This window comes from Chryseobacterium lathyri, assembly GCF_030812195.1.
Lineage (GTDB): Bacteria > Bacteroidota > Bacteroidia > Flavobacteriales > Weeksellaceae > Chryseobacterium > Chryseobacterium lathyri_A.
Map to the genome: position 1 here is coordinate 438,293 of NZ_JAUSSF010000001.1, position 25,262 is coordinate 463,554.

Here is a 25,262-nt window from a genome sequence, read left to right on the forward strand (position 1 = left end):
ATACTGTGTTTTAGCTCGTCAGTTTACTTTTGGGCGGCAGAATATTCAGCATTTCAGTCTGGATTTTTTCGGCAGCGCTGTCTAATCGTTCCTGTATAATATCCGGATCGGTGGATTTGTAGACAATTCCAACATGAAAATCAATAGGAAGGTACTTTACAGCTTCTTCACTCTCAAAAGCACTGTAATCAGGATCTTTGTCCTTGATGAGGGCAATGATCAGCCCTGAATAGTAGCCTGTAGGTTTTGAAGCCTGATATGTTTTTCCATGCAAAAGAGCATCTTCTATTTTTGCCCATTCCCGCCAGATATTAATATTACTGGAAGCTTCAACGAGATCCGGAATGTGTGCCCCGCCAACTCGAGAAGATGTTTCAAGAAAATACCATTTCCCGTCTGCCTTTCCACGGATAAATTCAGTATGGGTAGCTCCGTTTAGCAAGCCGAAACTGGAAAGCACTTTGGCATTGACTTCGTCAAGAGCTTTAAATTCATCAGAATATCTTCCCAGGGTTTTGGACCTGAAAACACCACCTTCATGAGAAACCTCCATAGGAGGGGCAAGATATTTCGACGCAGAGGTAAATACAATTTCTTTATTAAAGGTCAGGCTGTCTACGTGATAAACATCTCCCGGTTTAAAGCTTTCCAGTAAGAATAAATGACGTTCTTCGCCGAGCGCATCCAGTTCGTTCCAAAGCTCATCTTTGGAAGAAAACTTTTTAATGCCCGATGCTGATGCTTCTGACCGGGGTTTTAGTACCCAGGGAGCCGGAACTTTCTCTACAAAGCTGTTTACTTCATCATTATTAAAAACAGCGGTAAACTCCGGAACACTGATTCCCGAATCTTTCGCTTTCTGGCGCATAGCCAGCTTATCCCTAAAATATCGGTGAGTAGTCTGTCCCATCCCGGGAATACGGAATGTCTCTCTGATCAGCGCTGCCTTTTCCACATCATAATCATCAAGTGCTACTACAGCATCTACTTTCCTGGTTTTCATCAGATGTGAAAATCCCTGGACCAGATGCTCCATATTCCAGACAGAGGGTCTTAGTTCAGACATATAAAATACCTCATCAATGGAATGCCATGGCCAGTTTTTTTCTTTAAGGCCTTCTGATGTTACCAAGATGATTTTATTACCGAGCTTCTTCATTTCGTCCATGAAGTCATAGCCCTTGTAATAGCACGAAATACATACTATTGTTTTTTCCTCCATACAATGTTTTTTAACTTTTGATAAATTATCAAAAATAAAAGCAATTTTTTATTGATTAATTAATGTTAAATAACCGTGATATGCTGCGTTTTTGAGAATTTATACTCAAGTATACAGAGAAATTTTCTAAAAAACTAATTTTTAATGATAATTTTCAATTAAATCAGCCAGCAGCTGTACTCCAAAGCCGGTTGCTGCTTTCTCCTTTGAATATCCCGTACTTCCGAAAGCAACGCCTGCAATATCCAGATGCGCCCATTTAGGATGATTTTCAATAAACTGTTCCAGAAATTTAGCGGCTATGATACAGTCACCGATAGGTTTCATAGAGATGTTTTTCAGGTCTGCCACATCAGACTGTATATCATCTTTCCATACCTCCCACAAAGGAAGATTCCATACCCTTTGGTTGGTATTGTCTCCGGTTTTTATCAGAAGATTTTTCAGTTCTTCATTATTGGAAAACATAGCTCCACAGGTATCACCAAACATCCTTACAGAGCTTCCCGTTAAAGTGGCAAGATCAATCAGAAGATCTGTTTTATAGTTTTTAGCAAGATAAGAAAGTCCGTCAGCGAGGATCATTCTGCCTTCTGCATCTGTATTAAGGACTTCAATGGTTTTTCCGTTATAAGCCGTAATGACATCACTTGGGAGGAAGGCACTTTCAGAAATGGCATTATCCGTGATAGGGAGTACCGCAATGATATTCACCGGAAGTTTCATTTCTGCTGCATAGATCAGGGTTCCGATAACGGCCGTAGCGCCGCCCATATCAGATTTCATATAATGCATATTGTCCGGATTTTTCAGGGAAATACCTCCTGTATCAAAGAGAACACATTTTCCTACCAAGCCAAATGTTTTGGCATTTTTAACGGTTGTTTTGTATTCTATAATAGTAAAAGCAGCATCGTAAGCACTTCCTTGGTTAACCGATAAGTAAGCACCGAGGCCAAGCTCTTCGCATTTTTTTCTATTGAATGCGGTATATTTTAAGGCGTATTTCTTGGCAAGGTTCTTCAGAAACAGGCTTAAGATGTCAGGTTTTTTAAAATTAGCAGGTTTATTCAGCCATTCCTGACAGGCTGTTTGCCCGTTAGCCAGTGATTCAGCTTTTGAACTGATTATATCTAATTTTTTCTGGCTTAAATTTTCGAAATGAATCTCAAATTTTGGATTCCAAAAAGCATGCTTTTTATCAAAAGGATAGCTGTATGTCCCAAAAAGTAAACCTTTTACGAACTCTTCGAACTGTTTCTCATTCAGGAAATCTGCTAAAACGAGAGTAGGGACAGTCTGGAGCTTGTCTTTTTGTGTTTGGGAGAATTTAACGGCTACCTGCTGAATTTCAAAATTTTGCAGGGTGGATTTTCCCAAACCGATCAGATAGATGATGCTTTCTTCATCAGTATGAATGAAAACCTCATATTTCTTTCCGGAGAAAAAAGAAGAAATATTCTTGTTGTAATTTTTACTGGCTTTTGTCCATTCTTCCTCTGTAAAAAGCTGGTAAATCTGGGTGTATTTTTTATTTTTTTTGTTAATTAACTTCATAAATTTAATTTTTAACGCTCTGCTGTTGTGGTTTTACTTCTACTGGATTTTCTGTGTTGTTATAGAACAGCCACTCAATGGCTCTGGGAAACTCCTGAGACCAGTAAAATTCACTGTGGGTTCCTTCCGGATTGATGCTGGTCCTGAATTCAAAGTCAAAAAGATTCTTCTTTTCCCAACGCTTTAAATATTCTTCAAAAACATGAATTCTTTTTACCATTTTGGAACCTTCCTGACCGCCGCCATACAGATATATTTTGGTTTTAAAAGGAACCCTGAAGTTCATCATCGGAAAATTATTGTTGGGTTCCACCCAAAGGGAAGGAGAAAAGATCAGTAGTTTAGAATATACCTCAGGATAGAGGAATCCGCTGTAAATACTGATCAGGGCTCCAAGGGAGCTGCCCCCAATTCCTGTATTATCGCGGTCTTTCTTCGTGCGGTAATGCTCATCCACAAAAGGTTTTAAAGTATCTGTAATGAAGCGGATGTATTTTTTTCCTTCCGAACCGTTCGCAACATTATCGTTATCAAAGATATATTCTTTAATGCGCTCTTCGCTGCCATGTTCTATTGCAATGATGATGACATCTCCACGTCCGTATTCAGCTAGAATAGACAGCTTTTTGTCGATTTCCCAGTTTCCGTACCCGCTTCCTTCATTGAAGAGGTTTTGGGCATCCTGAAGATAAAGCACAGGATAGCTTTTATCGGATACATAGTAATCATAAGGTAACACGGCCCAGACCTTCCGGTAACGTTCAAGCTGCGGAATATAGAATTTGTCGGAAATAACTTCTGCGATCGGGAAAAATTCTTTTTTGAAAGGGCCCCAGTTGAGCCTCCATTTTTCTATAATATCAGATGTTTTTCCTGTTGCCTTTTCAGCCTTCCTGTTGGGGGTTATATTTCCGTATTTATCGAGTTCCACGTTTTCCCAGCCTCCCTTTGTAAACTTGTATTCTATGGTATCAGGAAGTATTTCATTGTCAATCTCTATAAAATAATTATGCGGATCCAGCTGTATAAGCTGATAATTGTAATCCCTGGGGTTCCAGTTGTTGAAATTTCCGGTGATGTATACCGTTCTGTCATCACTTTCTTCAGTATAAAGTTCAAACCTCATCCTATGTGTTTAATATAATTTTGAAGCTAAATTTATAAAAAAGATTGTTTCAAAATCATAAAAAAGTGAATATAAAAAATAATATATTTGATAATTATGCCCAAAAGTTAGAAATTAACATAATAATTATTTGACCAATTATTAATCGTTATTGCAGGGAATTTTCGTAGTTTCAAAGAAAAATAAAGTATAACCATATCTTGATGAATTCTGTTAAAACCTATACGCTGTTCACGGATCATGATGTCTACCTTTTCAAAGAAGGAAGGCATTATAAGCTGTATGGGAAATTTGGAGCACATTCTGTTGAAAAAGAGGGTGTAAAAGGCGTCTATTTTTCGGTTTGGGCTCCCAATGCAAAAAAAGTTTCCGTTATAGGGAATTTCAACAACTGGAATCATAAAGATCATATTCTGTTCCCGCGTTGGGATGGATCGGGAATCTGGGAAGGATTTATTTCCGGACTTACCTGGGGCACATTGTATAAATATGCCGTAGAAACTGCCAGAGGTGAAATTCTGGAGAAAAGCGACCCTTATGCTTTAAGCTGGGAACAAAATCTGCAGGCAGCCTCACTGGTTTCTACAACCTGGTATGAATGGAGTGATGATGATTGGATGGAAAAACGCTGGAAAAAAAACAGTCTGAGTGCGCCATTATCTGTTTATGAGCTTCATCTGGGCTCCTGGATAAGACAGATTGATGCTCCGGATAAATATCTGAATTACCGCGATATTGCCGAGAAACTAGTTCCTTATGTAAAGGAAATGGAATTTACCCATGTAGAATTCATGCCTATCATGGAATATCCGTACGATCCGAGCTGGGGATATCAGATTACCGGATTTTATGCAGCCACCTCACGTTTCGGTTCGCCGCAGGATCTGATGTTTCTCATCAATGAGCTTCACAAAAATGACATTGGTGTTATTTTAGATTGGGTGCCGTCCCATTTTCCGGGTGATGCCAACGGACTTCACCGCTTTGACGGTTCCTATCTTTATGAGCATGAAGATCCCAAAAAAGGATTTCATCCCGACTGGAAGTCTTATATTTTCAATTATGGCAGAAATGAGGTGAAGTCTTTCCTGATCTCCAATGCCATGTTCTGGCTGGAACGTTATCATGCTGACGGACTTCGTGTAGATGCAGTCACATCTATGCTCCATCTTGATTATTCAAGGAACGAAGGAGAGTGGGAACCTAATATAGAAGGCGGAAATGTGAATCTTGAAGCCAAGGCTTTCCTGCAGGAATTTAATACAGCGGTATATAAAGAATTTGGGAACAGCATTATCACAATAGCAGAAGAAAGCTCAGATTTTCCGATGCTTACCAAACCTGTTCATGATGGCGGAGTAGGCTTCGGAATGAAATGGATGATGGGATGGATGCACGATACACTCGATTATTTTAAAGAAGCTCCGGAAAACAGGAAATATCATCATCATAAAATCACTTTTGCATCCGTATATATGTATAATGAAAATTATATGATGCCGCTGTCGCATGATGAAGTAGTGCACGGAAAAGCGAGTCTGATCTATAAAATGCCGGGTGATGAATGGCAGAAATTTGCCAATCTCCGCACACTATATGTTTATATGTACAGTCATCCTGGAGCCAAGCTTCTCTTTATGGGCGACGAATTTGCCCAGACCGGTGAGTGGAATTTTACCAGAAGCCTCGACTGGCATCTGTTGCAATATCCGGTTCATAAAGGCATGCAGATACTTGTTAAAGATCTCAACCATTTGTACAGGAGTGAGACTGCTTTTTATGAAAATCAATTTGATAAAAGCGGATTTGAGTGGGTAGAAGCAGATGATCTCGGGAATTCCGTGTATGTGTATCTCAGAAAAGGTAGAAAAAGAGATGATGTATTGATGGTCGTTCTCAATATGATTCCGCAGGTTTTGGAATATACCATTGGAGTCAATGCAGGAACGCATTGGGAGGTTATATTTAATTCAGATGATCAGAAATATGGCGGGAGCGGTGTACATGCTGATATTCTGAATGAAAAACAGGAAGAATGGATGAAGCATCCAAAATCCATTACGATAAAACTTCCGCCAATGGCAGGAATTATTTTAAGACAGAAAAAAGATAAAAAATATAAATTACAGAGAATAAAACAACATAAGAAATAATCATTATGGTGTTGAGGATTAAAAGAGGGTTGATGAAATACAAATGACAGTGAAATTATGGTAATATATCATTTAAGTACAGAATGTTATCCGGTAGCAAAAGTAGGTGGTCTTGCAGATGTTGTAGGAGCGCTGCCGAAATATCAGAACAAAATAAAGGGAATAGAAGCAAAGGTTGTAATGCCCTGGTACAATAAATCTTTTGTTCATGATCACGAGTTTGACATAGTTTTTGATGGCTTTATTCATCAGGGAGAGAATATGCTTCAGGTTCAGGTCATGAAGGAAAAAACAGATGCTTTGGGATTTGAATTGTATATGGTAAGAATTCCCGGGCTTTTAGACAGGGAAAATCCTTATGGATATCAGGACGAAAGCTTTCAGTTTTTAGCCTTTCAGCATGGGGTGCTTCACTGGCTGAGCGCTATGAAGATCCGTCCGGATGTATTGCATTGCCACGACTATCATACAGGGTTAGTCCCTTTTATGACCCAGCACTGTCCTGAATTTGAATTTTTGAAAGGAGTAAAAACTATCGGGACCATCCACAATGGAGAGTACCAGGGAATGATGAGCTGGAATATGGCGAATTATATGCCTCTTTTTGATTCCTACAAATGGGGACTGATGGACTGGAATGGGCTCATCAATCCACTGGCAAGCATGATCAAATGTGCCGATGCTTTTACAACCGTTTCTGAAGGCTATCTCGAAGAACTGTTTATCAGCTTCCGCGGACTGGAAAGCCTGGTGCGTCAGGAATTCGGAAAAGCATACGGAATCATCAATGGAATTGATACGGAAATATGGAATCCTGAAACTGATCCGATGCTGGATTTTAATTTTAATATTAAAAATGCAGTAGCCCAAAAGAAGAAAAATAAAGAAAAGCTTTGCAAAGAATATGGTTTGAAGCCGGAACTTCCGCTATTTGCCTTTATAGGAAGATTTGCCACCGAAAAAGGGGCAGATTTCCTGCCGGATGTAGTCTGGAAAAGCATTAAGCAGAGTTATGGCGCACTGAATATTATGATCCTGGGTTCAGGAAACACCTATATTGAAAATAAGCTTAAAGAATATGCATACACGTATACCAATTTTGCTTTGGATCTTGGGTATAAAGAATATCTTTCCCACAAGATCTATGCGTCCGCAGATTTTCTGCTGATGCCGTCTAGAGTGGAGCCATGCGGGCTGAACCAGATGTATTCCATGAGGTACGGGACAGTTCCCGTCGTAAGATATACCGGAGGCCTCAGAGATACAGTAGAAGATATTTCAACGGGAGGAGCTGGATTAAATTTTACCTACCCGGGAGTAGATGATATAGTACATGCCATGAACAGGGCATTGGGAATTTATAACCAAAAAGGGGTTATGGAAGATCTTATCCATGCCAATATGAATTTTGATTTTGCATGGGAGAAGTCTGCGGAAAAATATTTAGCTTTATATAATAACTAAATAATGAAGGTAAATTCAGAGTTATTGTGTATAATTAAGAACTCTTCTAACGAAATAAAGAGTGCTTAGATTAGCGGTAAATATTAAGAAAAAACAGTAAATTTAATTCAATAAAACGCAAGATACCTATGAAACGAAATGTAATCTCCATTGTTTTGGGAGGCGGCAGAGGGACAAGATTATTCCCGTTAACATATTCAAGATCGAAACCGGCAGTTCCTATTGCAGGAAAATACAGGCTGGTAGATATTCCTATTTCCAACTGTCTGAATTCGGGACTCAATAAAATCCTGGTTTTAACGCAGTTCAATTCAGCTTCCTTAAATTCGCATATCAAGAATTCTTATCACTTTGATATTTTCAGCAAAGGATTTGTAGATATTCTCGCAGCAGAGCAGAATGTGGAAAACGACAGCTGGTATCAGGGAACAGCAGATGCTGTCCGCCAGTCGATGAAACATCTTGAAAAATATGATTACGACTATATTCTTATCCTTTCTGGCGACCAGCTCTATCAGATGGATTTCAGAGAAATGCTCGATTTCCATATTGAAAATGGAGGTGATGTAACGATTGCTACCATTCCCGTGGTTGCGAAAGATGCCACTGGATTCGGGATCTTAAAGTCTGATGACGATGGTAATATTACCTCCTTCTATGAAAAGCCGGAATATGATATTCTGGACAGCTTAAAATCCGAAGTCTCAGAGGAAAATAAACGTAAAGGAAAAGAATATCTGGCATCGATGGGTATATATATATTCACGAGAACCATTTTGAAAAAAATGTTTGAAGACGGAGCCGGTGATGATTTCGGGAAAGATATTATTCCAAATTCTATCGGAAAATACAAAACACTGAGCTACCAGTATGAAGGTTACTGGACAGACATAGGAACCATAGAATCTTTCTACGAAGCAAATCTGGATCTGTGTCAGGATTTTCCGCAGTTTAACCTGTTTTCCTCTTCCCCAATTTATACAAGAGCAAGGATGCTTCCGCCATCCAAGATTAACGGTTCATATGTAAGCAAAGCTGTTTTTGGGGACGGATGCATTATCATGGCCGATAAGATCGAAAATTCTGTGATCGGAAACAGAACCAGAATAGATAAGGGAAGCACCATTGTAAATTCTTACGTAATGGGAGCTGATTTCTACCAGAATACCACCGAAATTGTACTCAATGACAGAAACGGGTACCCGAATATGGGAATCGGGAAATACTGCTATATTGAAATGGCTATTCTTGATAAAAACTGCTATATCGGTGACAATGTGAAAATTATAGGCGGAAAGCATATTCCGGATGGCGACTATGGAACCTATTCTGTTCAGGATGGAATTGTAGTGGTGAAAAAAGGAGCTGTTCTTCCTTCAGGAACCCATATCGGATAGAGTATTCTGAACTGATACTTTGGAGCTGTCAATTGTTCCGGAGCAATAACAAGAATAATCTTGCACAGATCGAAGGCAGAGTTTGAAAAGTTATAAAAAAATTCAGCAATTAAACTTCTGGACAATAACTTGCTTCATGCATCTTCCTTGCCTTAACTTTAGTAATTATTGTTGAACATACAAAACTAGAGTGATCAACATATTGGTCACTTTTTTTATTTGTCTTACTTTTGCGTGATGCGTTTTTTTAAAATAACAGCCGTAATTCTTGTTCTTCTGGTGGGAGCTTATGCTGCTTCCATGTATTTTTTCGTGGAAGAAAATAAGGATTTTAAGATAGAAAAGGAAGTCAATTATCCCATAGATAAAGTCTTTTCCCAGTTTAATAATCTTCAGCATTTTACCCGCTGGAACAATTTTTTCACAAGTTCACCATCTATTGATATAGATTATTATACCCCTTACGAAGGCCAGGGAAGTGCAATAAGCTATGTAGACCCGAAAAATGATACAGACGGAGAAATGTTCATCCGGTATGAAAATCCTGCTAAAAGTTTGAGATATCAGCTTTTCGAAGACAGAAACGAAAGTCCAACGGTAGTGGACGTCCAGTTTAAGCCTGTTTCTGCAGATAAAACAAAGATTACGTGGTATGTGCATACACCCAAACTTCCTGTGTTTAGAAGGGTGGAAAATTTTTGGACCGAAGACCGGTTTGCCGAAAATATTAATAAAAGCATGGTGAATCTGAAAAATGTACTGGGAAACAAAGTGGAAAAAGATAACCAGATGGCTTCCATTAAATATGACAGTCTTATGGTCGAAAATGAGGAAGATAAGCTGCTGCTGGGCATCAATGTGAGTGCATCAAACAAGAAAGAAGCCCTCTATAAAAACATTGTTATGAATTACAGCAAAGTTTATAACTATGTCACGATGGATCTTGGTAAAAAAGACGATGAATTTGGATTTCCGGTACTCATTACCGATGCTGATAACTACAAAGACAAAGAAGTTTCTTATTTTCTGGGAATTCCGCTTTCCAAAAAGATAGGTGTTCCGGATAATAATTTCAATTTCCGGACTGTAAACCCTTCCCAAAACTATGTAATGTACTACAAAGGTAGCTATGAAGGCAGAATACGGGCAGTTCAGCAGCTGATTCAGAAGGCAAAAAAAGACGAGATGCGCTTCGGGGATATCCGTCAGACCTTTATTGAACGTCCCATTGAAGGACAGGAGGTGAATATTAAGCTCTCACTATCAGTGTTTAAGTGATTTTTTTCCGATTATTTTTTTCTTAATTTTTTTTAACGGTTTCAGGCTGTCCTAACTCGGTTTTTTTTATTAAATTTGAAGATTAATTCTACAAATAAATTTTAATAATAGATAAACTGTAATAATGGACAGATTTTCATTCCTAAACGCAGCTCATTCTCAGTTAATTGAGGATTTATACCAACAGTACTTAAAATTCCCGGATTCTTTAGAGCCATCATGGAAAGCCTTTTTTCAAGGCTTTGATTTTGCTTTGGAGAACTATGGAGATGATGATAACATCCAATATATCCAGGCTCCTGCCAATGCTGCTCCGGCAGTACAGCAAATCTCTCAGGCAGTAGCCGGCGGAGAAGTTCCTGAGCACATCAAAAAAGAGTTCAAGGTAGTAAACCTTATCGAGGCTTACAGAACAAGAGGGCACCTGTTCACAAAAACAAATCCTGTCAGAGAAAGAAGGCATTATACGCCTACTTTAGACATCGAAAACTTCGGTTTGAGTAAGGAAGATTTAAATACAAAATTCAACTGTGCTGTTGAAACAGGAATGAAAGAGCCTGCTACATTACAGGACCTGATCAAGCATTTAGAAAATATCTACTGTGATTCTATCGGGGTAGAGTATACGTATATCAACAACGTTGAAGAAAAAGATTTCATTAAGAAGTGGCTTCAGGTGAACGAAAATCATCCAAGCCTTTCTGCCAATGAGAAAACTGAGATTTTATTAAAATTAAATCAGGCAGTAGCTTTTGAAAACTACCTTCACACAAAATTTGTAGGACAGAAAAGATTCTCTCTGGAAGGAGGCGAAACATTAATTCCGGCATTGGATCAGCTGATCTCAAGATCTTCTCAACTTGGAGTGGATGAAGTGGTATTGGGAATGGCCCACAGAGGAAGACTGAATGTTTTATCAAATATTTTCGGGAAATCTTACAAGCAGATCTTCTCAGAATTTGAAGGAAAAGAATTTGAAGAAGATGTATTCTCTGGTGACGTTAAATATCACTTAGGATCATCTAAAAAAGTGAAAACAGCTTCAGGAGAAGAAGTGGCGATCAACCTTACCCCGAACCCATCTCACCTTGAAACCGTAGCAGCTCTTGTAGAAGGGATCTGCCGTGCTAAGATAGATGACAAATACAAAGGAGACGGTTCCAAGATCCTTCCTATCGTAATCCACGGGGACGGTGCTATTGCAGGTCAGGGGATTGCTTATGAAGTCGCTCAGATGATGACATTAGAAGGATACAGAACAGGAGGAACTGTTCATATCGTTGTCAACAACCAGGTGTCGTTTACCACAAACTATGCAGATGCAAGATCTTCAACATACTGTACAGACATTGCAAAAGTTACGGAATCTCCGGTAATGCACGTGAATGCTGATGATGCTGAAGCGGTAGTTCATGCCATGCATTTTGCAGCAGATTTCAGAGCGAAATTTGGTAAAGACGTTTATATCGATTTATTAGGATACAGAAAATATGGACACAATGAAGGTGATGAACCTAGATTCACGCAGCCTAATCTGTATAAACTGATTTCTAAACATCCGAACCCAAGAGAAATTTATAAAGATAAATTACTTAAGGACAGCATTACATCCAATGATCTTATTGCAAAAATGGAATCGGATTTCAAAGCCCTTCTAGATAAAGACTTTGATGCTTCCAAAGAGATCGAAAAAAATGCAATGGATCTTTTCATGGCAGAAGACTGGACCAATTATCCGATCGGGAAAAGAGGGGCAGTACAGATTCCTGTAGATACGAAATATGATCTGGAAAAGCTTAAAGAGCTGGCAATTAAAATGTCTTCTCTTCCGGCTGATAAAAAGTTCATTAATAAAATTACAAGACTGTTTGATAACCGTGTTAAGGCCATCGAAGGAAATTCATTAGACTGGGCCCTTGGAGAGTGGTTGGCTTATGCAACACTTCTTGTAGAAGGTCACAACGTGAGAATTTCCGGAGAAGATGTGGAAAGAGGAACATTCTCCCACAGACATGCGGTAGTGAAAACTGAAGATACAGAAGAAGAATATATCCCGTTAAGACACGTATCAGAAAGCAGATTTGATGTATACAACTCTCACCTTTCAGAATATGGAGTTTTAGGTTTCGATTACGGATATGCAATGGCTTCTCCTAATACACTGACGATTTGGGAAGCTCAGTTCGGAGACTTTGTGAACGGTGCTCAGATCATCGTTGACCAGTATCTGGCTGCTGCTGAAGAAAAATGGAAGATTCAGGACGGATTGGTCATGCTGTTGCCTCACGGTTCAGAAGGTCAGGGAGCAGAACACTCTTCAGCAAGATTAGAAAGATTCTTAACGCTTTGTGCAAACGAAAATATGGTGGTAGCCAATATCACTTCACCAGCCAATTACTTCCACTTACTAAGAAGACAGCTTAAATGGACATTCAGAAAGCCATTGATCGTAATGAGCCCTAAATCTCTATTAAGACACCCGAAAGTGGTTTCTCCATTAGAAGATTTTGCAAACGGTTCATTCCAGCCGATATTGGATGATCCTACAGCAGATCCTAAAAAAGTGGAAAAATTAGTATTGTGTTCAGGTAAGCTATACTTCGAATTATTAGCGAAGAAAGAAGAGCTCAACTGTGAAAATATTGCACTGGTAAGATTAGAGCAGCTGTATCCGCTTCAGGCAGATGCATTAGAAACAATCTTCAGCAAATATAGCAACAGAACACAGCTTGTTTGGGCTCAGGAAGAACCTGAAAACATGGGAGCATGGACTTATATTCTGAGAAACTTCAGAGATACAGGTATCCAGGTAGTAGCTCCGGTACCAAGCGGTGCTCCGGCTCCGGGAAGTCATAAAATGTTTGAGAAAAACCAGAATGCAGTGATCAACAGAGTTTTCGACAGAGACGATGCTCCTGCAAAAAGACCCGTTACAGCGTAATTAAGAATAATATCCAATTAAAAAAATAAAAAATACTCAATATGTCAGTTTTAGAAATGAAAGTTCCTTCACCGGGAGAATCCATTACAGAAGTTGAAATTGCAACTTGGCTTGTGAAAGATGGTGATTATGTAGAAAAAGATCAGCCAATCGCAGAAGTAGACTCAGATAAAGCAACTCTTGAATTACCTGCAGAACAGAGCGGTGTAATTACGCTAAAAGCAGAAGAGGGTGATGTAGTACAGGTTGGCCAGGTAGTTTGTTTAATTGATATGGATGCTGCAAAACCTGAAGGCGCAAGCGCACCGGCTACAGAAGCTCCAAAACAGGAAGAAGCTCCAAAAGCTGCTGAACCAGCTAAACAGGAAGCTCCAAAACCAGCGGCACCGGCACCGGCTCCACAAACGTATGCCACAGGAGCTCCATCTCCTGCAGCGAAAAAGATTCTTGATGAGAAAGGTATTGAAGCTGGACAGGTTTCAGGAAGCGGAAGAGATGGAAGAATCACTAAGACTGATGCAGAATTAGCTGCTGTACCTGCTTTAGGAGGAAGCCCTTCTACTGCAACTGGTGCACGTACTACTACCACAACTAAACTTTCAGTTCTAAGAAGAAAAATTGCTTCAAGATTAGTGTCTGTAAAGAATGAAACAGCAATGTTGACAACTTTCAACGAAGTCGACATGTCTGAAATCTTCAGATTAAGAAAACTATATAAAGAAGAATTTGCTCAGAAGCACGGAGTAGGGCTAGGCTTTATGTCTTTCTTTACAAAAGCGGTAACAAGAGCATTACAGATGTATCCGGATGTAAATGCATCTATCGACGGAGATTACAAGATCAATTATGATTTCTGCGATATTTCAATTGCAGTTTCAGGTCCTAAAGGATTAATGGTTCCAGTATTGAGAAATGCTGAAAACATGTCTTTCGCTGGAGTTGAAGCCAATATCAAAGATCTTGCAACTAAAGTAAGAGACGGTAAAATTACAGTTGATGAAATGACTGGCGGTACGTTCACTATTACAAACGGTGGTACTTTCGGATCCATGATGTCTACACCAATCATCAACCCTCCACAATCTGCTATCCTTGGAATGCACAACATCATCCAGAGACCGGTAGCAGTTGACGGGCAGGTAGTGATCAGACCAATGATGTATGTAGCAATGTCTTATGACCACAGAATTATTGACGGAAAAGAGTCTGTAGGATTCCTAGTAGCAGTAAAAGAAGGTATCGACAACCCTGTTGAAATACTAATGGGCGGTGACGAAAGAAAAGGCCTTGGATTATAAATTTGAATAAAATTATAATATAACTTAGAATCTCGCCTAAAAAAGGCGAGATTTTTGTATCTGTTAAAGAAATACTAAGATGATGTTCTCAAAAATGACTTCCAATATCAAAGTTTCAGTAATACCTGAATATGATAGTAAAAACAGTTATCCATCTGAAAACCGTTACGTCTTCAAGTATAATATTACGATAGAAAATGACGGCAGCTTTCCGATTAAAGTACTGAAAAGAAAATGGCTGATCTTCGATGTAGGCTTTGGATATACTGAGATTACAGGAGATGGTGTAATAGGATTGACACCGGAGATTCCTGTAAGCGAAAATTTCGCTTATTTCTCCAATGTAATGCTTCGTTCCGGAGTAGGAAATATGAGCGGAAAATACCTTGTTAAAAACATGGAGACCCAGGAAACTTTTGAAATTGAAATTCCAAAGTTCAACCTGCTGTCTGAAGTGTTAAGCAACTAGGAGAGTATCCCTTTTGAGGTTATAGGAGCTAAAAATACTGATTGAGAAGTAAGACTTTTCTTTTTTGGTTATAGTTTTTTAATATATTTATTTAAGAAAGAATCATGTATTTCTTCATTTTCAGTGATAATTAGTTTTTCAAAAGCCAGCAGTGAAATTTTTGCGCAGGCTTCGGCATCGTCTCCGGCCCGGTGATGGTTAAGGCTGATCTGGTGATGTTCTGCCAGATGCTTCAGCCCGTATTTCGGAAGATAATTCCATGATTTTTTAGCCAGCTGAATACTGCAAAGGTAATTCAGTTTTGGGGTAAACATCCCGTAATGCTCAAAACAGCCCCTTAAAACTCCTGCATCAAAGCTAGCATTATGGGCAATCATCAGGGTTCCATACATCATTTCTTCAGCTTCATACCAAATCTCATCAAAAGTAGGGGCATCTTTCACATCTTCCGGAGTTATCCCGTGAACTCCAATATTAAATCTACTGAAATAAGGGAAGCTGGGCGGTTTGATCAGCCAGGTTTTTGTTTCCACGATCTTCGAATCCTGAACAACACAAATACCCATTTCGCACGCTGAACTTTTTTCGTGAGTGGCGGTTTCAAAATCTATTGCACAGAAATCCATTTTTTGAATTATAATTTATGAATTGTGGGGTTGAGTTGCTGGTTTATTTTTTTGAAGATATGAATTTTTCCTGTAAATAGTATTGTCTTTTAGCCCTTCAGAAGGCGTGCTGCTTTTTTAATTCATGGATCTTATTTACTTCCACCTAAAAAATGTCTAAAGATCAGCCATTTTGATTGATAAAAGTTGTTCTTCTGATGTTTCTGACGGAGTTTCCATGTTTCCGGAAGTTGTGCATAAAACCCGAAATGAGCTCTTACAACAGCCCAGAGATGAGGAAAACCATTCTTTAATCCGAAATAGATTCCGGCAATTCCATCTAAACAAAGCCTGAAAAATATGAGCCCTATCAATTTAGGAAACGGCAAATTCTTCAACATCATGGAAAGATTGTTCCTGATGTTCAGGTAGGTCTTCTGTGCACTCTGCTTATTCAGGGTTCCGCCACCTACATGATATACTTTTGATTTTCCTGTATAGAAGATTTTCTTTCCCGAATTAATTAGTCTCCAGCAAAGATCAATCTCTTCCTGATGGGCAAAAAACCTTTCATCGAAACCATTTTGTTCCCAGAAATCTTTTGAACGCACAAAAAAGCAGCATCCCGAAGCCCAGAAAATTTCTGTTTCATCATCATACTGACCGTTATCCTCTTCAAGGTCGTCAAATACACGTCCCCGGCAGTATGGATAGCCCAGATTGTCAATAAGACCTCCGGCAGCACCGGCAAATTCAAACTGTTTTTTATTGTTGAAAGATAAAATTTTAGGCTGTACAGCTGAGATAGAAGGATTTTTTTGAAGTATATCCAAAGCAGGATTGATCCAGTATTCGGTAACCTCCACATCAGAGTTGAGAAGACAGTAATATTCGTTTTTTATTTCCTTTAAACCTTCATTATACCCTCCTGCAAAGCCATAATTCTGATTGTTTTTAACAATGTTTACCGCAGGAAAAAGAGTCTGTATAAATTCTACAGAATCATCGGTAGAAAGGTTATCTATTACATAAATATCTGCATCCTTAGAAAAACTGATAACACTGGGAAGAAATTTTTCAAGCCAGTTTTTACCGTTCCAGTTTAAAATGACAACTGCTAAATTTTTCGGCATCAGAATTATATTTTTTCAGCATCAAACGTTTTGATAGACTCCTGGTATTTCCACTTTCTGTGTGACCAAAGATAATTGTCAGGATGTTTGCGTAACGTATTTTCCAGAAGCTTATGAAATTTCTTTACAACTTCATGCTCTGTAAACTTTTCACCTTCAGGATAGATCCTGTGATAATTTACCTGATAATATCCCCGCTTCACTTTCTTCATTTCACAGTAAATGAAGGCAAGGTCCATTCTTGTAGCCAGCTTATCATATCCTATAAATGCAGGAGTTCTCTGGTTCAGAAACTCTAATCCATAATTTACATGAGCCACATGTGGAGTCTGGTCTGCTACAAACATATAAGCCGATTCACCATCGTTTTTAGACCTGAAGATATTCATGATCACTTCATTGGCCTCCAGCGCTTCATTTCCAAATTTATTTCTAACCTTCTTCATCTGATTTTCCCAGAAATCACTGTTTACCTTTCTGTATACCGGATGACAATGTTTCTGAGGAATGATTCTCGCGAAAGCATTCATCCACTCCCAATTAAAAACATGACCGGCAAGCATGATAACATTCTTACCTTCAGCTTTAGCTTCATGAAACACTTCCTGATTGATATGCTGCATTCTCACGCGTGATTCCGTCTCAGAAATACTGAAAGATTTGATAGTTTCTACAAGATAATCTGAAAAATTAAGATAAAACTTCTTTCTTATAATCCTGATCTCCTCTTCTGATTTTTCAGGAAAAGATTTTCGGAGGTTTTGTGTGATTACTTTTTTCCGGTAGCCTACTAGATAGTAATTGAGAAAGAACATAACGTCCGAAAAAATATACAATACTTTAAGCGGAAGTTTAGAAATGAAATATAATATTTTGATTAAGAAATTCATAAAACATGCAAATCTAGTGATAATAAAATTATGGTTCTATTTTTGCTTGCAATAAGTATTATTTTTTTTATTTTTATGTTATGAAAAAATTGTCGATCATAGCCTTTCTTGGACTAAGCCTATTTGCTTTTTCACAGGAAACAAAAAATGCACCGGAAGTGAGAAAGCAGGATAATGCGCTTCTGGTAAAACCCGATCATGCAGAGCTGGATGCGAAGAAGAAAGCAGGAGAGGAAAAAGCAAAACTTCCGAAACCTTATGATCCTAAAGCTAATGCTGAAGCTGATATTAATAAGCTAATGGCCCAGGCTAAGAAAGAAGGGAAGAATATTATGATTCAGGCTGGAGGAAACTGGTGTATCTGGTGTCTCCGTTTTAATAATTTTGTTCAAAGCACTCCTGAGCTGAAAGAGACTGTAGATAAAAACTATGTTTATTACCACCTGAATTATTCTCCGGATAACAAAAATGAAAAAGTTTTTGCCAAATATGTAGACATTAAAGAAAAGCTGGGATATCCTTTTTTTATTGTTTTAGATAAAAATGGTAAGATCGTCCATGTCCTGAAAGACAGTTCAGTTCTCGAAGAGGGCAAAGGATACAGTAAGGATAAAGTAAAAGAGTTCTTTAATCAATGGGCTCCTAAGTCATAAAAACAAAACCGGGAAGTTTTTCCCGGTTTTTTATTTATAACAGCTTCCTGATCCAGCTTAATTTTTTTTCAGAATATGGTGGATATTTAATATTAGGTTCACCCCACGTTGCTTTTTCCAGAATAGATTTCTGATGCGAAAAGGCTTCAAAGCCATAACCCCCGTGATAATTTCCGATACCCGAATTTCCAACTCCTCCAAAAGGAAGACGGTCATTGCCTAAGTGCATGATCACATCATTAATGCATCCGCCGCCAAACGACAGTTTCATGGTGAAGGCCTCTTTTTCCTCAGAATTCCGGGTAAAAAGATAGGCGGCCAACGGTTTTTCAAGTTCCATGACGGTAGTAAGAACCAGATTAAAATTGGTAAAGCTAATAACAGGGAGTATAGGCCCGAAAATTTCTTCCTGCATAACATCATCTTCCCAGCTTACATTATTCAGGAGAGTAGGCTCTATAAATAGTTTTTTTTCATCAGAATTTCCTCCAAAGTAAACTTTCTCTTTATTGATAAGCCTGATCAATCGCTGGAAGTTTCTTTGGTTGATAATTCTTGTATAATGTTCAGAGTCCGGTCCGTACTTAAATTCCGTGATATATTTTCTCAGCATTTCCAGAAACTGTTCATGGATGGATTCTTCCACCAGGAGATAGTCAGGTGCTACACAGGTTTGTCCTGCGTTGAGAAATTTTCCCCATACAATTCTTTTGGCAGCTACTTCAAGGTTGGCATCTTTGGTTACAATTGCAGGAGATTTACCTCCTAATTCAAGAACTACAGGCGTTAAATTTTCCGCAGCAGCCTGATAAACAATCTTTCCAACTTTAGTACTTCCGGTAAAGAATATTTTATCGAATTTTAGTTTTAAAAGCTCTGTGGCTTCATCAATACCACCTTCATAAGCATACAGATATTCAGGAGGAAAATTCTCATTGATAAGCTTTGACATGGCTTTCATGGTATTTTCAGAAATTTCACTTGGCTTTAAGACACAGCAGTTTCCTGCCGCCAGTGCAGCGATAATAGGAGAAAGGGATAACTGATAAGGATAATTCCATGCGCCTATAACAAGAACATTACCCAAAGGTTCCGGATAAATTTTGCTTTTTCCCAGTTGATTGGCCAGATTGGTCCTGACGCTTTTGGGTTTTGCAAGTGCGTTTAAATTCTTCAAATAATAATTAATATCATTCAGAACAAAGGAAATTTCTGTTGTAAAAGCATCAAATTTTGATTTGCCGAAATCTTTGTAAATAGCTTCATACAAGAGTCCTTCATTCTTTACAATGATATCGCGAAGCTTTTCAAGATACATTTTCCTGAACTTGATATTCTTTGTTTGCTGTGTTTTGAAAAAAGCTTTCTGACGATCAATGATTTCCTGAATTTTCATACCATCAAATTTCGGAAAGTACAGCAAATTTTCGGCCTAAAATCACATAATATTTCTCACTGCAATTTTTACAGGATGATAAAGCAGTAAAGTAAATGCTGTGATCAAAGCCAACCAGAACAGTCCGGTAAAAATTTCCATATTGGAAAGCAGGATGGACTGGGCAGTTATTTTTGCTTTAAAGGTTCCGGCAGTCACTGACAAGGACTCATTCACAGGAAGTTTAGAAAGTTGAGCTCCGAAAATCTGAATCCACTGGCTGGAAAAAACAGGATTGACACTGTTTCCGAAAGATGAAACGCTTTTAAAGATTGCAAAATACATTCATTCTAATCTTGAAAAACCTCTTACCTTCGAATCTACTGCGAAAGAATTCGGAATGAGTACCAGAACCCTTTCAAGAAATTTTAAAGAGATTTTAGGCATGAATTACGTCCGGTTTTTACGGGCGTTGAGAATTACCGTTCTCTGGAACTAATGCTAGAAAGGAAATATAATATGTATGAAATAGCGATGATGGTAGGCTATAACAGCCCTCTGCGATTCATTTTATATAAAAAACAAAAACCACTTCAAAGGAAGTGGTTTATATATTTGAGAAAATCTCTTTAGAATCTTAAGCTTCTTCAGAAGGAGTTTCTTCTACTACTTTAGCTTTAGGAGCAGCTGGTTTAGGAGCTTCTACCGGAGCGTCAGATACGATGTCAAATTCGAAATTGTACTCAACATTTCTGTGTAGTCTGATGTTTGCAGTAACTTTACCAGTTCTTTTAATAGTGTTCCCTGGGATTTTGATGTATTTCTTCTCTACAGAAACTCCAGCTTTAGCTAGAGCAGCAGAAAGATCTGCATTGTTGATAGATCCGAATAACTTGTCACCAGAACCTACTTTTGCAGGAATAGTGATAGAAGTTTTCTTTAATTGATCTACTACAGCGTTAGCAGCAGCGATTAATTTAGCTTCTTCTTCTTTTCTAGCTTCTAAAGTAGCTTCAAGAGCTGCTTTGTTTTTAGGAGTTGCTAAAAGTGCAATTCCTTGAGGAAGTAAGAAGTTTCTTGCATAACCAGGCTTTACGCTTACTGTATCAAACTCAAGTCCTAAGTTTTCTACGTCTTTTTTTAAGATAATATCCATTGTTGTTGTCCTTTTTTAGAATTTAGATGCTAGATATTAGATATTAGACATTAAGTCTGAAATCGGAAATCTATTAATCTAAATTAAGTTAGAATTAAAATTATTTATTCAGCAACAAAAGAAGAGGTTTCCCTCTTCTCTTATTTATTTTTTTGTCTTATTTCAATAAGTCAGCTACGTAAGGTAGTAAAGAAAGGTGTCTTGCTCTTTTGATAGCAGCAGAAACTTTTCTTTGGTATTTTAAAGAAGTTCCAGTGTATCTTCTTGGTAAGATTTTACCTTGCTCGTTTACGAACTGTAATAAGAAATCAGCATCTTTATAGTCAACGTGCTTAATTCCGTATTTTTTGAATCTACAATATTTCTTTTCAGATTTTGTATTGATATCAAGTGGAGTAAGGAATTTTACTTCAGATTCTCCTCCAGCTGAGGCTTGTTTAGCCATTTCGTCTATTGCCATGTCTTGTCTTTTTTAAAAATAGGGTTAATAATTAAGCTCTAGCCGCTTTGATTTTAGTTCTTCTAGTTACAGCATACTCAACAGCGTGCTTGTCAAGTTTTGTAGTCAGGTAACGGATTACTCTTTCGTCACGTTTGAATGCCAATTCTAAATCAGCAACTACAGTACCTTCACCTTTAAACTCGATTAAAGTGTAGAATCCATTCTTTTTCAATTGAATTGGATAAGCTAGTTTTTTTAATCCCCAGTTTTCTTTGGCAACGATTTCACAGTTCTTTTCTTTTAAAAGATCTTCAAATTTTTTCACTGCTTCCTCTACCTGAGCATCAGATAGAACGGGAGTTAAAATGAAAACAGTTTCGTAATTGTTCATAATGTTAAATGAATTTGTTAATTATTTCGAGGTGCAAAATTAGAAAATATATTTCTAATATGCAATAGTTGCGTGAAATAGTTGTCTGTTCTGTTAATGGTTTTGAGTTAAATTTGACCGGAGTGTAAAACTAAAAACATTTACTTTCAATTTATTCGTATATAAAATCAAGTAAGCAACAAAGACAACCGGCAACAAATAAAAAACTTGATCATTCTTTCTCCCTGATTTCCGTAAGAAAATTCACTTTAATCACATCATACAAAGAATGTCTGCTGACTAAAATAGAAACAATAGAAGAGACCATTCCCGCCAGCATCAGGTGAAAGATCAGGGAATGTCTGTCCGTCATTTCAAGTACAATAATGGCTGAAGTAAAGGGTGCTCTGGTAATTCCGGTAAGAAAAGCTACCATTCCCGCGAGAACAACTACATTGGTTTCGTTAGCTGTTAAATGAATCGCTCCTGAGATCACAGATCCTATGCTGGCACCTGCACTAAGGGCCGGAGCGAAAATTCCACCCGCACCACCAGATGTGAAAGACAGGGCAGGGCCAAGCATTCTTAAGATAGGGACATACCATTCTTCATGTTTATCATTAGTAAAAAGAACACGTTCCATAATTTCTTTTCCGGATCCAAGAATCTCACGGTTGATGAAATACGCTATGGAGGCAATAAATAAGGCACAAAGTACAAGGAAAACTATATTGGCTTTATCTGTTTTAAGCTTTCTTTTCTTCCAGTCACTCATCTTAAGCATCATGACGGAAAGCTGGCTGGCCAGAATTCCGGCAGTTCCTGCTACAAATATAATAGGGAACATGACCATCAGAGAAACATCATGAGTTTTCGGATAGCCTAAATATAAATAGGATCCTGCTAAAGTTTGGGCTGTTAAACCTGCGATGATTACCGCGGTGAATAAAGCGGTCTTGAAATAATTGATATGTGTTTTGGATAGTTCTTCCACAGCAAATACAATTCCTCCCAAAGGTGTATTAAATGCCGCAGCAAGTCCTGCAGCTGCACCGGTCATAATCATATTTTTCTTGGAAATTTTCGGCCACCAGTGGGGAAGATATTCGTTGACCTTTCTGAAAACTGAACCGGCAATCTGAATGGTAGGTCCTTCACGCCCCACAGCTCCACCCCCAATCACCAGAACTACGGAAGAAATGATTTTAAAAACAATGATCTTTAGGCTTAAAAGACTTCTGATCTTGGTGTGTTCCTTTGGATTAGCAAGCTCTACAGCAGCCATCACTTGCGGAATACCGCTTCCTTTGGCATTCGGGGCAAATTCTTTTACCAGCCACCACGAAAGTACAAAACCAATGGGAGCAATGATAAAGATCATCCATGCGTGCCAGTTCATAATGAAATGCAGCAGGTGCTCTCCCCATGCGAATATTTTAGCATACATCACTGCAAAAAAGCCTGTGATCACAGAACCGATCCAGAAAGGAATGGCCTGAAGCAGATTGTTTTTCAGCTGTTCGTTGCGGATATTGTCAAAAGACTTTTTAAGACCTTTTCGGATGAGGGAGAAAATTTTCAGCATTTGTGGTCTAAGACATTTTATTGAATCGAAAATAGGGAAATTAGATGGTATTAAAAAATGATATTAAAAAAGTTCTTGTGGATTTGAGATATATAAATAAAAGCTTCCCAAAAAGAAACCTTTATATTGTATTGATGAGCGTATTGATTTAATACACTGGATTGAAAACAGCAATATATGCTATACAGTAAAGAATCAGTACAACAGCCAAAAATATCAGATTAGCATTCCTGAGAATGTATTTTTTATTGATGTGCAGGATGAATGTTTCAATCAAAATACCAATAAACCATATAATATGAAAAGCAAACATAATTATGAGGTAACCTAAAACATCCCAACCGCTGGCACTAAGAATCACCGCTGCAAAACCAATAGTTCCGGCTATAAATATAGCAAGGCGAATAAGAATATGCTTTGCAATATTTGGCTTCTCTTCTGAAACAAATATTATATGATCATCTTCTTTGATCTCAAAAAGTTCTCTTAACTCATTATCCATTATCGCTGTTTTTGATATAACTTAATAAAGAATGGTAATATGCCGACATAACCCAGGAGGTTTAATATACCAAAAAAACGGTATAAGTAAATCATATTTTCCAGGTTGAAAAAGCCGATGATAATTTCGACGAAATAAGTTGTTATGATCAGGCATAAGGAAATGATGGCAATTAAAGTTACTCTTTTCATATTTTATTATTTTTTTATCAAATTCTCTATTTTACTGATCATATTTAAAGCGTTTGTATTTTGGGGATTCAGTTCAAGAGATTTTTTATAATTTTTTAGTGCCAGCGTATAGTTTTTAGCTGAAAAATAACCTTCACCCAAGCTGTCGAATGCATTGGAAGATTGCGGATGCTCTTTTACATTCAAATCAAAAACTTTGATGGCTTCATCAGTTCTTGAGTTTCTCATTAAAATATAGCCAATTTCATTCAGGGTAGTTTCAAAGTCCCATGTTGGATTTTTTGCTTTAATGCTGTAATAATTCTTTTCTGAATTCGGGTTGTCTCTTTTGGAAAACTCAGCAATAATTGATTCTTCGACTAATGAGTAAGCATCAGTTAAGTTTTTATCGATGATTGAGGCAATATGATTGACCATCTGATATTGTGCCGGAAAGAAGTTATATCCGTTTGACATTATGACAATGGCCATATTGTTATGTGGAAAAATCCGATAAGCACTTACATTTCCTCCGGAAAAGCCATAAGACTGGATATTATTCGTTTTGTTGATTTCCCAGCCGTGCGCAAAAACATCTTTTTTGTTTCCAAAATCGAAAGATTTCCACATCATTTCTTTTGTTGCCGGATTTAAGAAGTCATTTTTGCTGAGATGGCTGCTCCATTTTAAAAATGCAGGAAGCGTAAGAGCTAGTCCGTTCGCTGAATGCGCTCTTACACCATCAACAGCTGTTGATTGTTCATATTGCTTTGTTGCCGGATTATAATTATACTTTACAATTCGATTGGGGATTTTTTCAATAGAATTTGAAGAAAAAATGAACGAGTCTTTGCTATCATAGAATTGATTTTTCAAGATAAAATCTTCAAACGATTGCCTCGTTATTTTTTCAATAATCATCGTAAGAAGCATATAATTGGTTTGGTTATACCTGTACTCATTTCCTGTGGTAAAGTCCATTTTTTCTTTTTCCAGACGCTGAATAGCTTGAGCATTAGAAGTGTCAGCTGAAATGTCGTTAAAGGCAATGACATTTGGAATTCCTGAAGAATGAGTCAACAGATTTTTTACTTTAACATCTTGCCACTTTTTCGGTAAATCTTCGACATACTTCGAAATTTTATCTTCTAAGGATAGTTTTCCTTTTTCAATCAATTGAAAAACGGCGATGTTGGTTATTAATTTTGAAGTAGAATATATCCTGAACATCGAGCTGGCATCTACTTTTTTAGGATCTTCCAGATTGTCCATGCCATAATACTCCTGAAAAATGATTTTGTCATCTTTTATAACTCCAAGAGCTAATCCTGGAATTTCATTGCTTTTCATCACTTCTTTCACATAGCTGTCAATGACTTTTGACTGATCAGTTTGTTGTGAAAAAACAGCGGTGGAAATACTTAAAACTAATGCTGTCAAAAAAATTGCTTCATATGTTGAGATAGGGTTGATATT

The 25,262-nt window shown here is 37.9% G+C and carries 22 protein-coding genes; 8 read left to right on the top strand and 14 right to left on the bottom strand.

The window, feature by feature from the left end; translation table 11 throughout:
* Positions 1–10: 10 nt before the first annotated feature.
* The 3 genes from J2T03_RS02020 to J2T03_RS02030 form a co-directional block, all read right to left on the bottom strand.
* Complete coding sequence (locus J2T03_RS02020; protein ID WP_307209144.1) at positions 11–1,222, bottom strand: ATP-grasp domain-containing protein; 1,212 nt, start codon at positions 1,220–1,222, stop codon at positions 11–13.
* 141 nt (positions 1,223–1,363) lie between these two features.
* Complete coding sequence (locus J2T03_RS02025) at positions 1,364–2,779, bottom strand: leucyl aminopeptidase family protein (protein WP_307209145.1); 1,416 nt, start codon at positions 2,777–2,779, stop codon at positions 1,364–1,366.
* 4 nt (positions 2,780–2,783) lie between these two features.
* Positions 2,784–3,905, bottom strand: coding sequence for an alpha/beta hydrolase-fold protein (locus J2T03_RS02030; protein ID WP_307209147.1), 1,122 nt, complete (start codon positions 3,903–3,905; stop codon positions 2,784–2,786).
* Between the two features lie 203 nt (positions 3,906–4,108).
* On the opposite strand from J2T03_RS02030, the gene glgB reads away from it, so the two are divergent.
* The 7 genes from glgB (at position 4,109) to apaG (ending at position 14,905) form a co-directional block, all read left to right on the top strand.
* Positions 4,109–6,058 (top strand): 1,4-alpha-glucan branching protein GlgB, encoded by a 1,950-nt coding sequence (glgB, locus tag J2T03_RS02035; RefSeq protein ID WP_307209148.1) that lies wholly within the window; start codon positions 4,109–4,111, stop codon positions 6,056–6,058.
* A 57-nt stretch (positions 6,059–6,115) separates the two neighbouring features.
* On the top strand, positions 6,116–7,522 hold the full coding sequence (locus tag J2T03_RS02040; protein ID WP_307209151.1) for a glycogen synthase: 1,407 nt from the start codon (positions 6,116–6,118) through the stop codon (positions 7,520–7,522).
* Between the two features lie 128 nt (positions 7,523–7,650).
* Entirely contained in the window at positions 7,651–8,919 is a 1,269-nt protein-coding gene (locus J2T03_RS02045; RefSeq protein WP_306842986.1) for a glucose-1-phosphate adenylyltransferase, read from the top strand.
* Between the two features lie 237 nt (positions 8,920–9,156).
* Complete coding sequence (locus J2T03_RS02050; protein WP_307209153.1) at positions 9,157–10,197, top strand: SRPBCC domain-containing protein; 1,041 nt, start codon at positions 9,157–9,159, stop codon at positions 10,195–10,197.
* A 124-nt stretch (positions 10,198–10,321) separates the two neighbouring features.
* A complete protein-coding gene (locus J2T03_RS02055; RefSeq protein WP_306842982.1) occupies positions 10,322–13,138 on the top strand; it encodes a 2-oxoglutarate dehydrogenase E1 component in 2,817 nt (938 codons plus the stop codon).
* 41 nt (positions 13,139–13,179) lie between these two features.
* Positions 13,180–14,436: a 2-oxoglutarate dehydrogenase complex dihydrolipoyllysine-residue succinyltransferase gene (gene odhB, locus J2T03_RS02060; RefSeq protein ID WP_307209155.1), complete on the top strand. Its 1,257-nt coding sequence runs from the start codon at positions 13,180–13,182 to the stop codon at positions 14,434–14,436.
* A 79-nt stretch (positions 14,437–14,515) separates the two neighbouring features.
* Entirely contained in the window at positions 14,516–14,905 is a 390-nt protein-coding gene (gene apaG / locus J2T03_RS02065) for a Co2+/Mg2+ efflux protein ApaG (RefSeq protein ID WP_116012523.1), read from the top strand.
* A 68-nt stretch (positions 14,906–14,973) separates the two neighbouring features.
* Here apaG and J2T03_RS02070 read toward each other — a convergent pair whose 3' ends face one another.
* The 3 genes from J2T03_RS02070 to J2T03_RS02080 all read right to left on the bottom strand — a co-directional run bounded on the left by J2T03_RS02070 (position 14,974) and on the right by J2T03_RS02080 (position 17,533).
* The gene (locus J2T03_RS02070; RefSeq protein ID WP_306842978.1) at positions 14,974–15,531 is read right to left on the bottom strand and encodes a 3'-5' exonuclease; all 558 of its coding nucleotides are present in this window, start codon (positions 15,529–15,531) and stop codon (positions 14,974–14,976) included.
* A 131-nt stretch (positions 15,532–15,662) separates the two neighbouring features.
* Complete coding sequence (locus tag J2T03_RS02075) at positions 15,663–16,643, bottom strand: glycosyltransferase family 2 protein (protein WP_307209158.1); 981 nt, start codon at positions 16,641–16,643, stop codon at positions 15,663–15,665.
* 5 nt (positions 16,644–16,648) lie between these two features.
* A complete protein-coding gene (locus J2T03_RS02080; RefSeq protein ID WP_306842976.1) occupies positions 16,649–17,533 on the bottom strand; it encodes a lysophospholipid acyltransferase family protein in 885 nt (294 codons plus the stop codon).
* 80 nt (positions 17,534–17,613) lie between these two features.
* Here J2T03_RS02080 and J2T03_RS02085 point away from each other — a divergent pair, with 80 nt between their 5' ends.
* Positions 17,614–18,186: a thioredoxin family protein gene (locus J2T03_RS02085; RefSeq protein WP_307209160.1), complete on the top strand. Its 573-nt coding sequence runs from the start codon at positions 17,614–17,616 to the stop codon at positions 18,184–18,186.
* A gap of 34 nt (positions 18,187–18,220) precedes the next feature.
* On the opposite strand, the gene J2T03_RS02090 is transcribed toward J2T03_RS02085, so the two are convergent.
* The 8 genes from J2T03_RS02090 to J2T03_RS02125 all read right to left on the bottom strand — a co-directional run bounded on the left by J2T03_RS02090 (position 18,221) and on the right by J2T03_RS02125 (position 25,226).
* Positions 18,221–19,606, bottom strand: coding sequence for an aldehyde dehydrogenase (locus J2T03_RS02090; RefSeq protein ID WP_307211068.1), 1,386 nt, complete (start codon positions 19,604–19,606; stop codon positions 18,221–18,223).
* 18 nt (positions 19,607–19,624) lie between these two features.
* Positions 19,625–19,906 carry a hypothetical protein gene (locus J2T03_RS02095; protein ID WP_307209162.1) on the bottom strand — a complete coding sequence of 94 codons (282 nt, stop codon included), beginning with the start codon at positions 19,904–19,906 and terminating at the stop codon, positions 19,625–19,627.
* 292 nt (positions 19,907–20,198) lie between these two features.
* On the bottom strand, positions 20,199–20,717 hold the full coding sequence (gene rplI, locus J2T03_RS02100) for a 50S ribosomal protein L9 (protein WP_306842969.1): 519 nt from the start codon (positions 20,715–20,717) through the stop codon (positions 20,199–20,201).
* Between the two features lie 157 nt (positions 20,718–20,874).
* The gene (gene rpsR / locus J2T03_RS02105; RefSeq protein ID WP_034706728.1) at positions 20,875–21,177 is read right to left on the bottom strand and encodes a 30S ribosomal protein S18; all 303 of its coding nucleotides are present in this window, start codon (positions 21,175–21,177) and stop codon (positions 20,875–20,877) included.
* Positions 21,178–21,208: 31 nt separating this feature from the next.
* Complete coding sequence (gene rpsF / locus J2T03_RS02110; RefSeq protein ID WP_034706729.1) at positions 21,209–21,550, bottom strand: 30S ribosomal protein S6; 342 nt, start codon at positions 21,548–21,550, stop codon at positions 21,209–21,211.
* A gap of 211 nt (positions 21,551–21,761) precedes the next feature.
* Positions 21,762–23,114, bottom strand: a complete 1,353-nt coding sequence (locus tag J2T03_RS02115; RefSeq protein WP_307209163.1) for a chloride channel protein — start codon at positions 23,112–23,114, stop codon at positions 21,762–21,764.
* A 148-nt stretch (positions 23,115–23,262) separates the two neighbouring features.
* Positions 23,263–23,616: a hypothetical protein gene (locus J2T03_RS02120; protein ID WP_307209164.1), complete on the bottom strand. Its 354-nt coding sequence runs from the start codon at positions 23,614–23,616 to the stop codon at positions 23,263–23,265.
* A gap of 197 nt (positions 23,617–23,813) precedes the next feature.
* Positions 23,814–25,226, bottom strand: coding sequence for a serine hydrolase (locus tag J2T03_RS02125; RefSeq protein WP_307209165.1), 1,413 nt, complete (start codon positions 25,224–25,226; stop codon positions 23,814–23,816).
* Positions 25,227–25,262 lie beyond the last annotated feature (36 nt).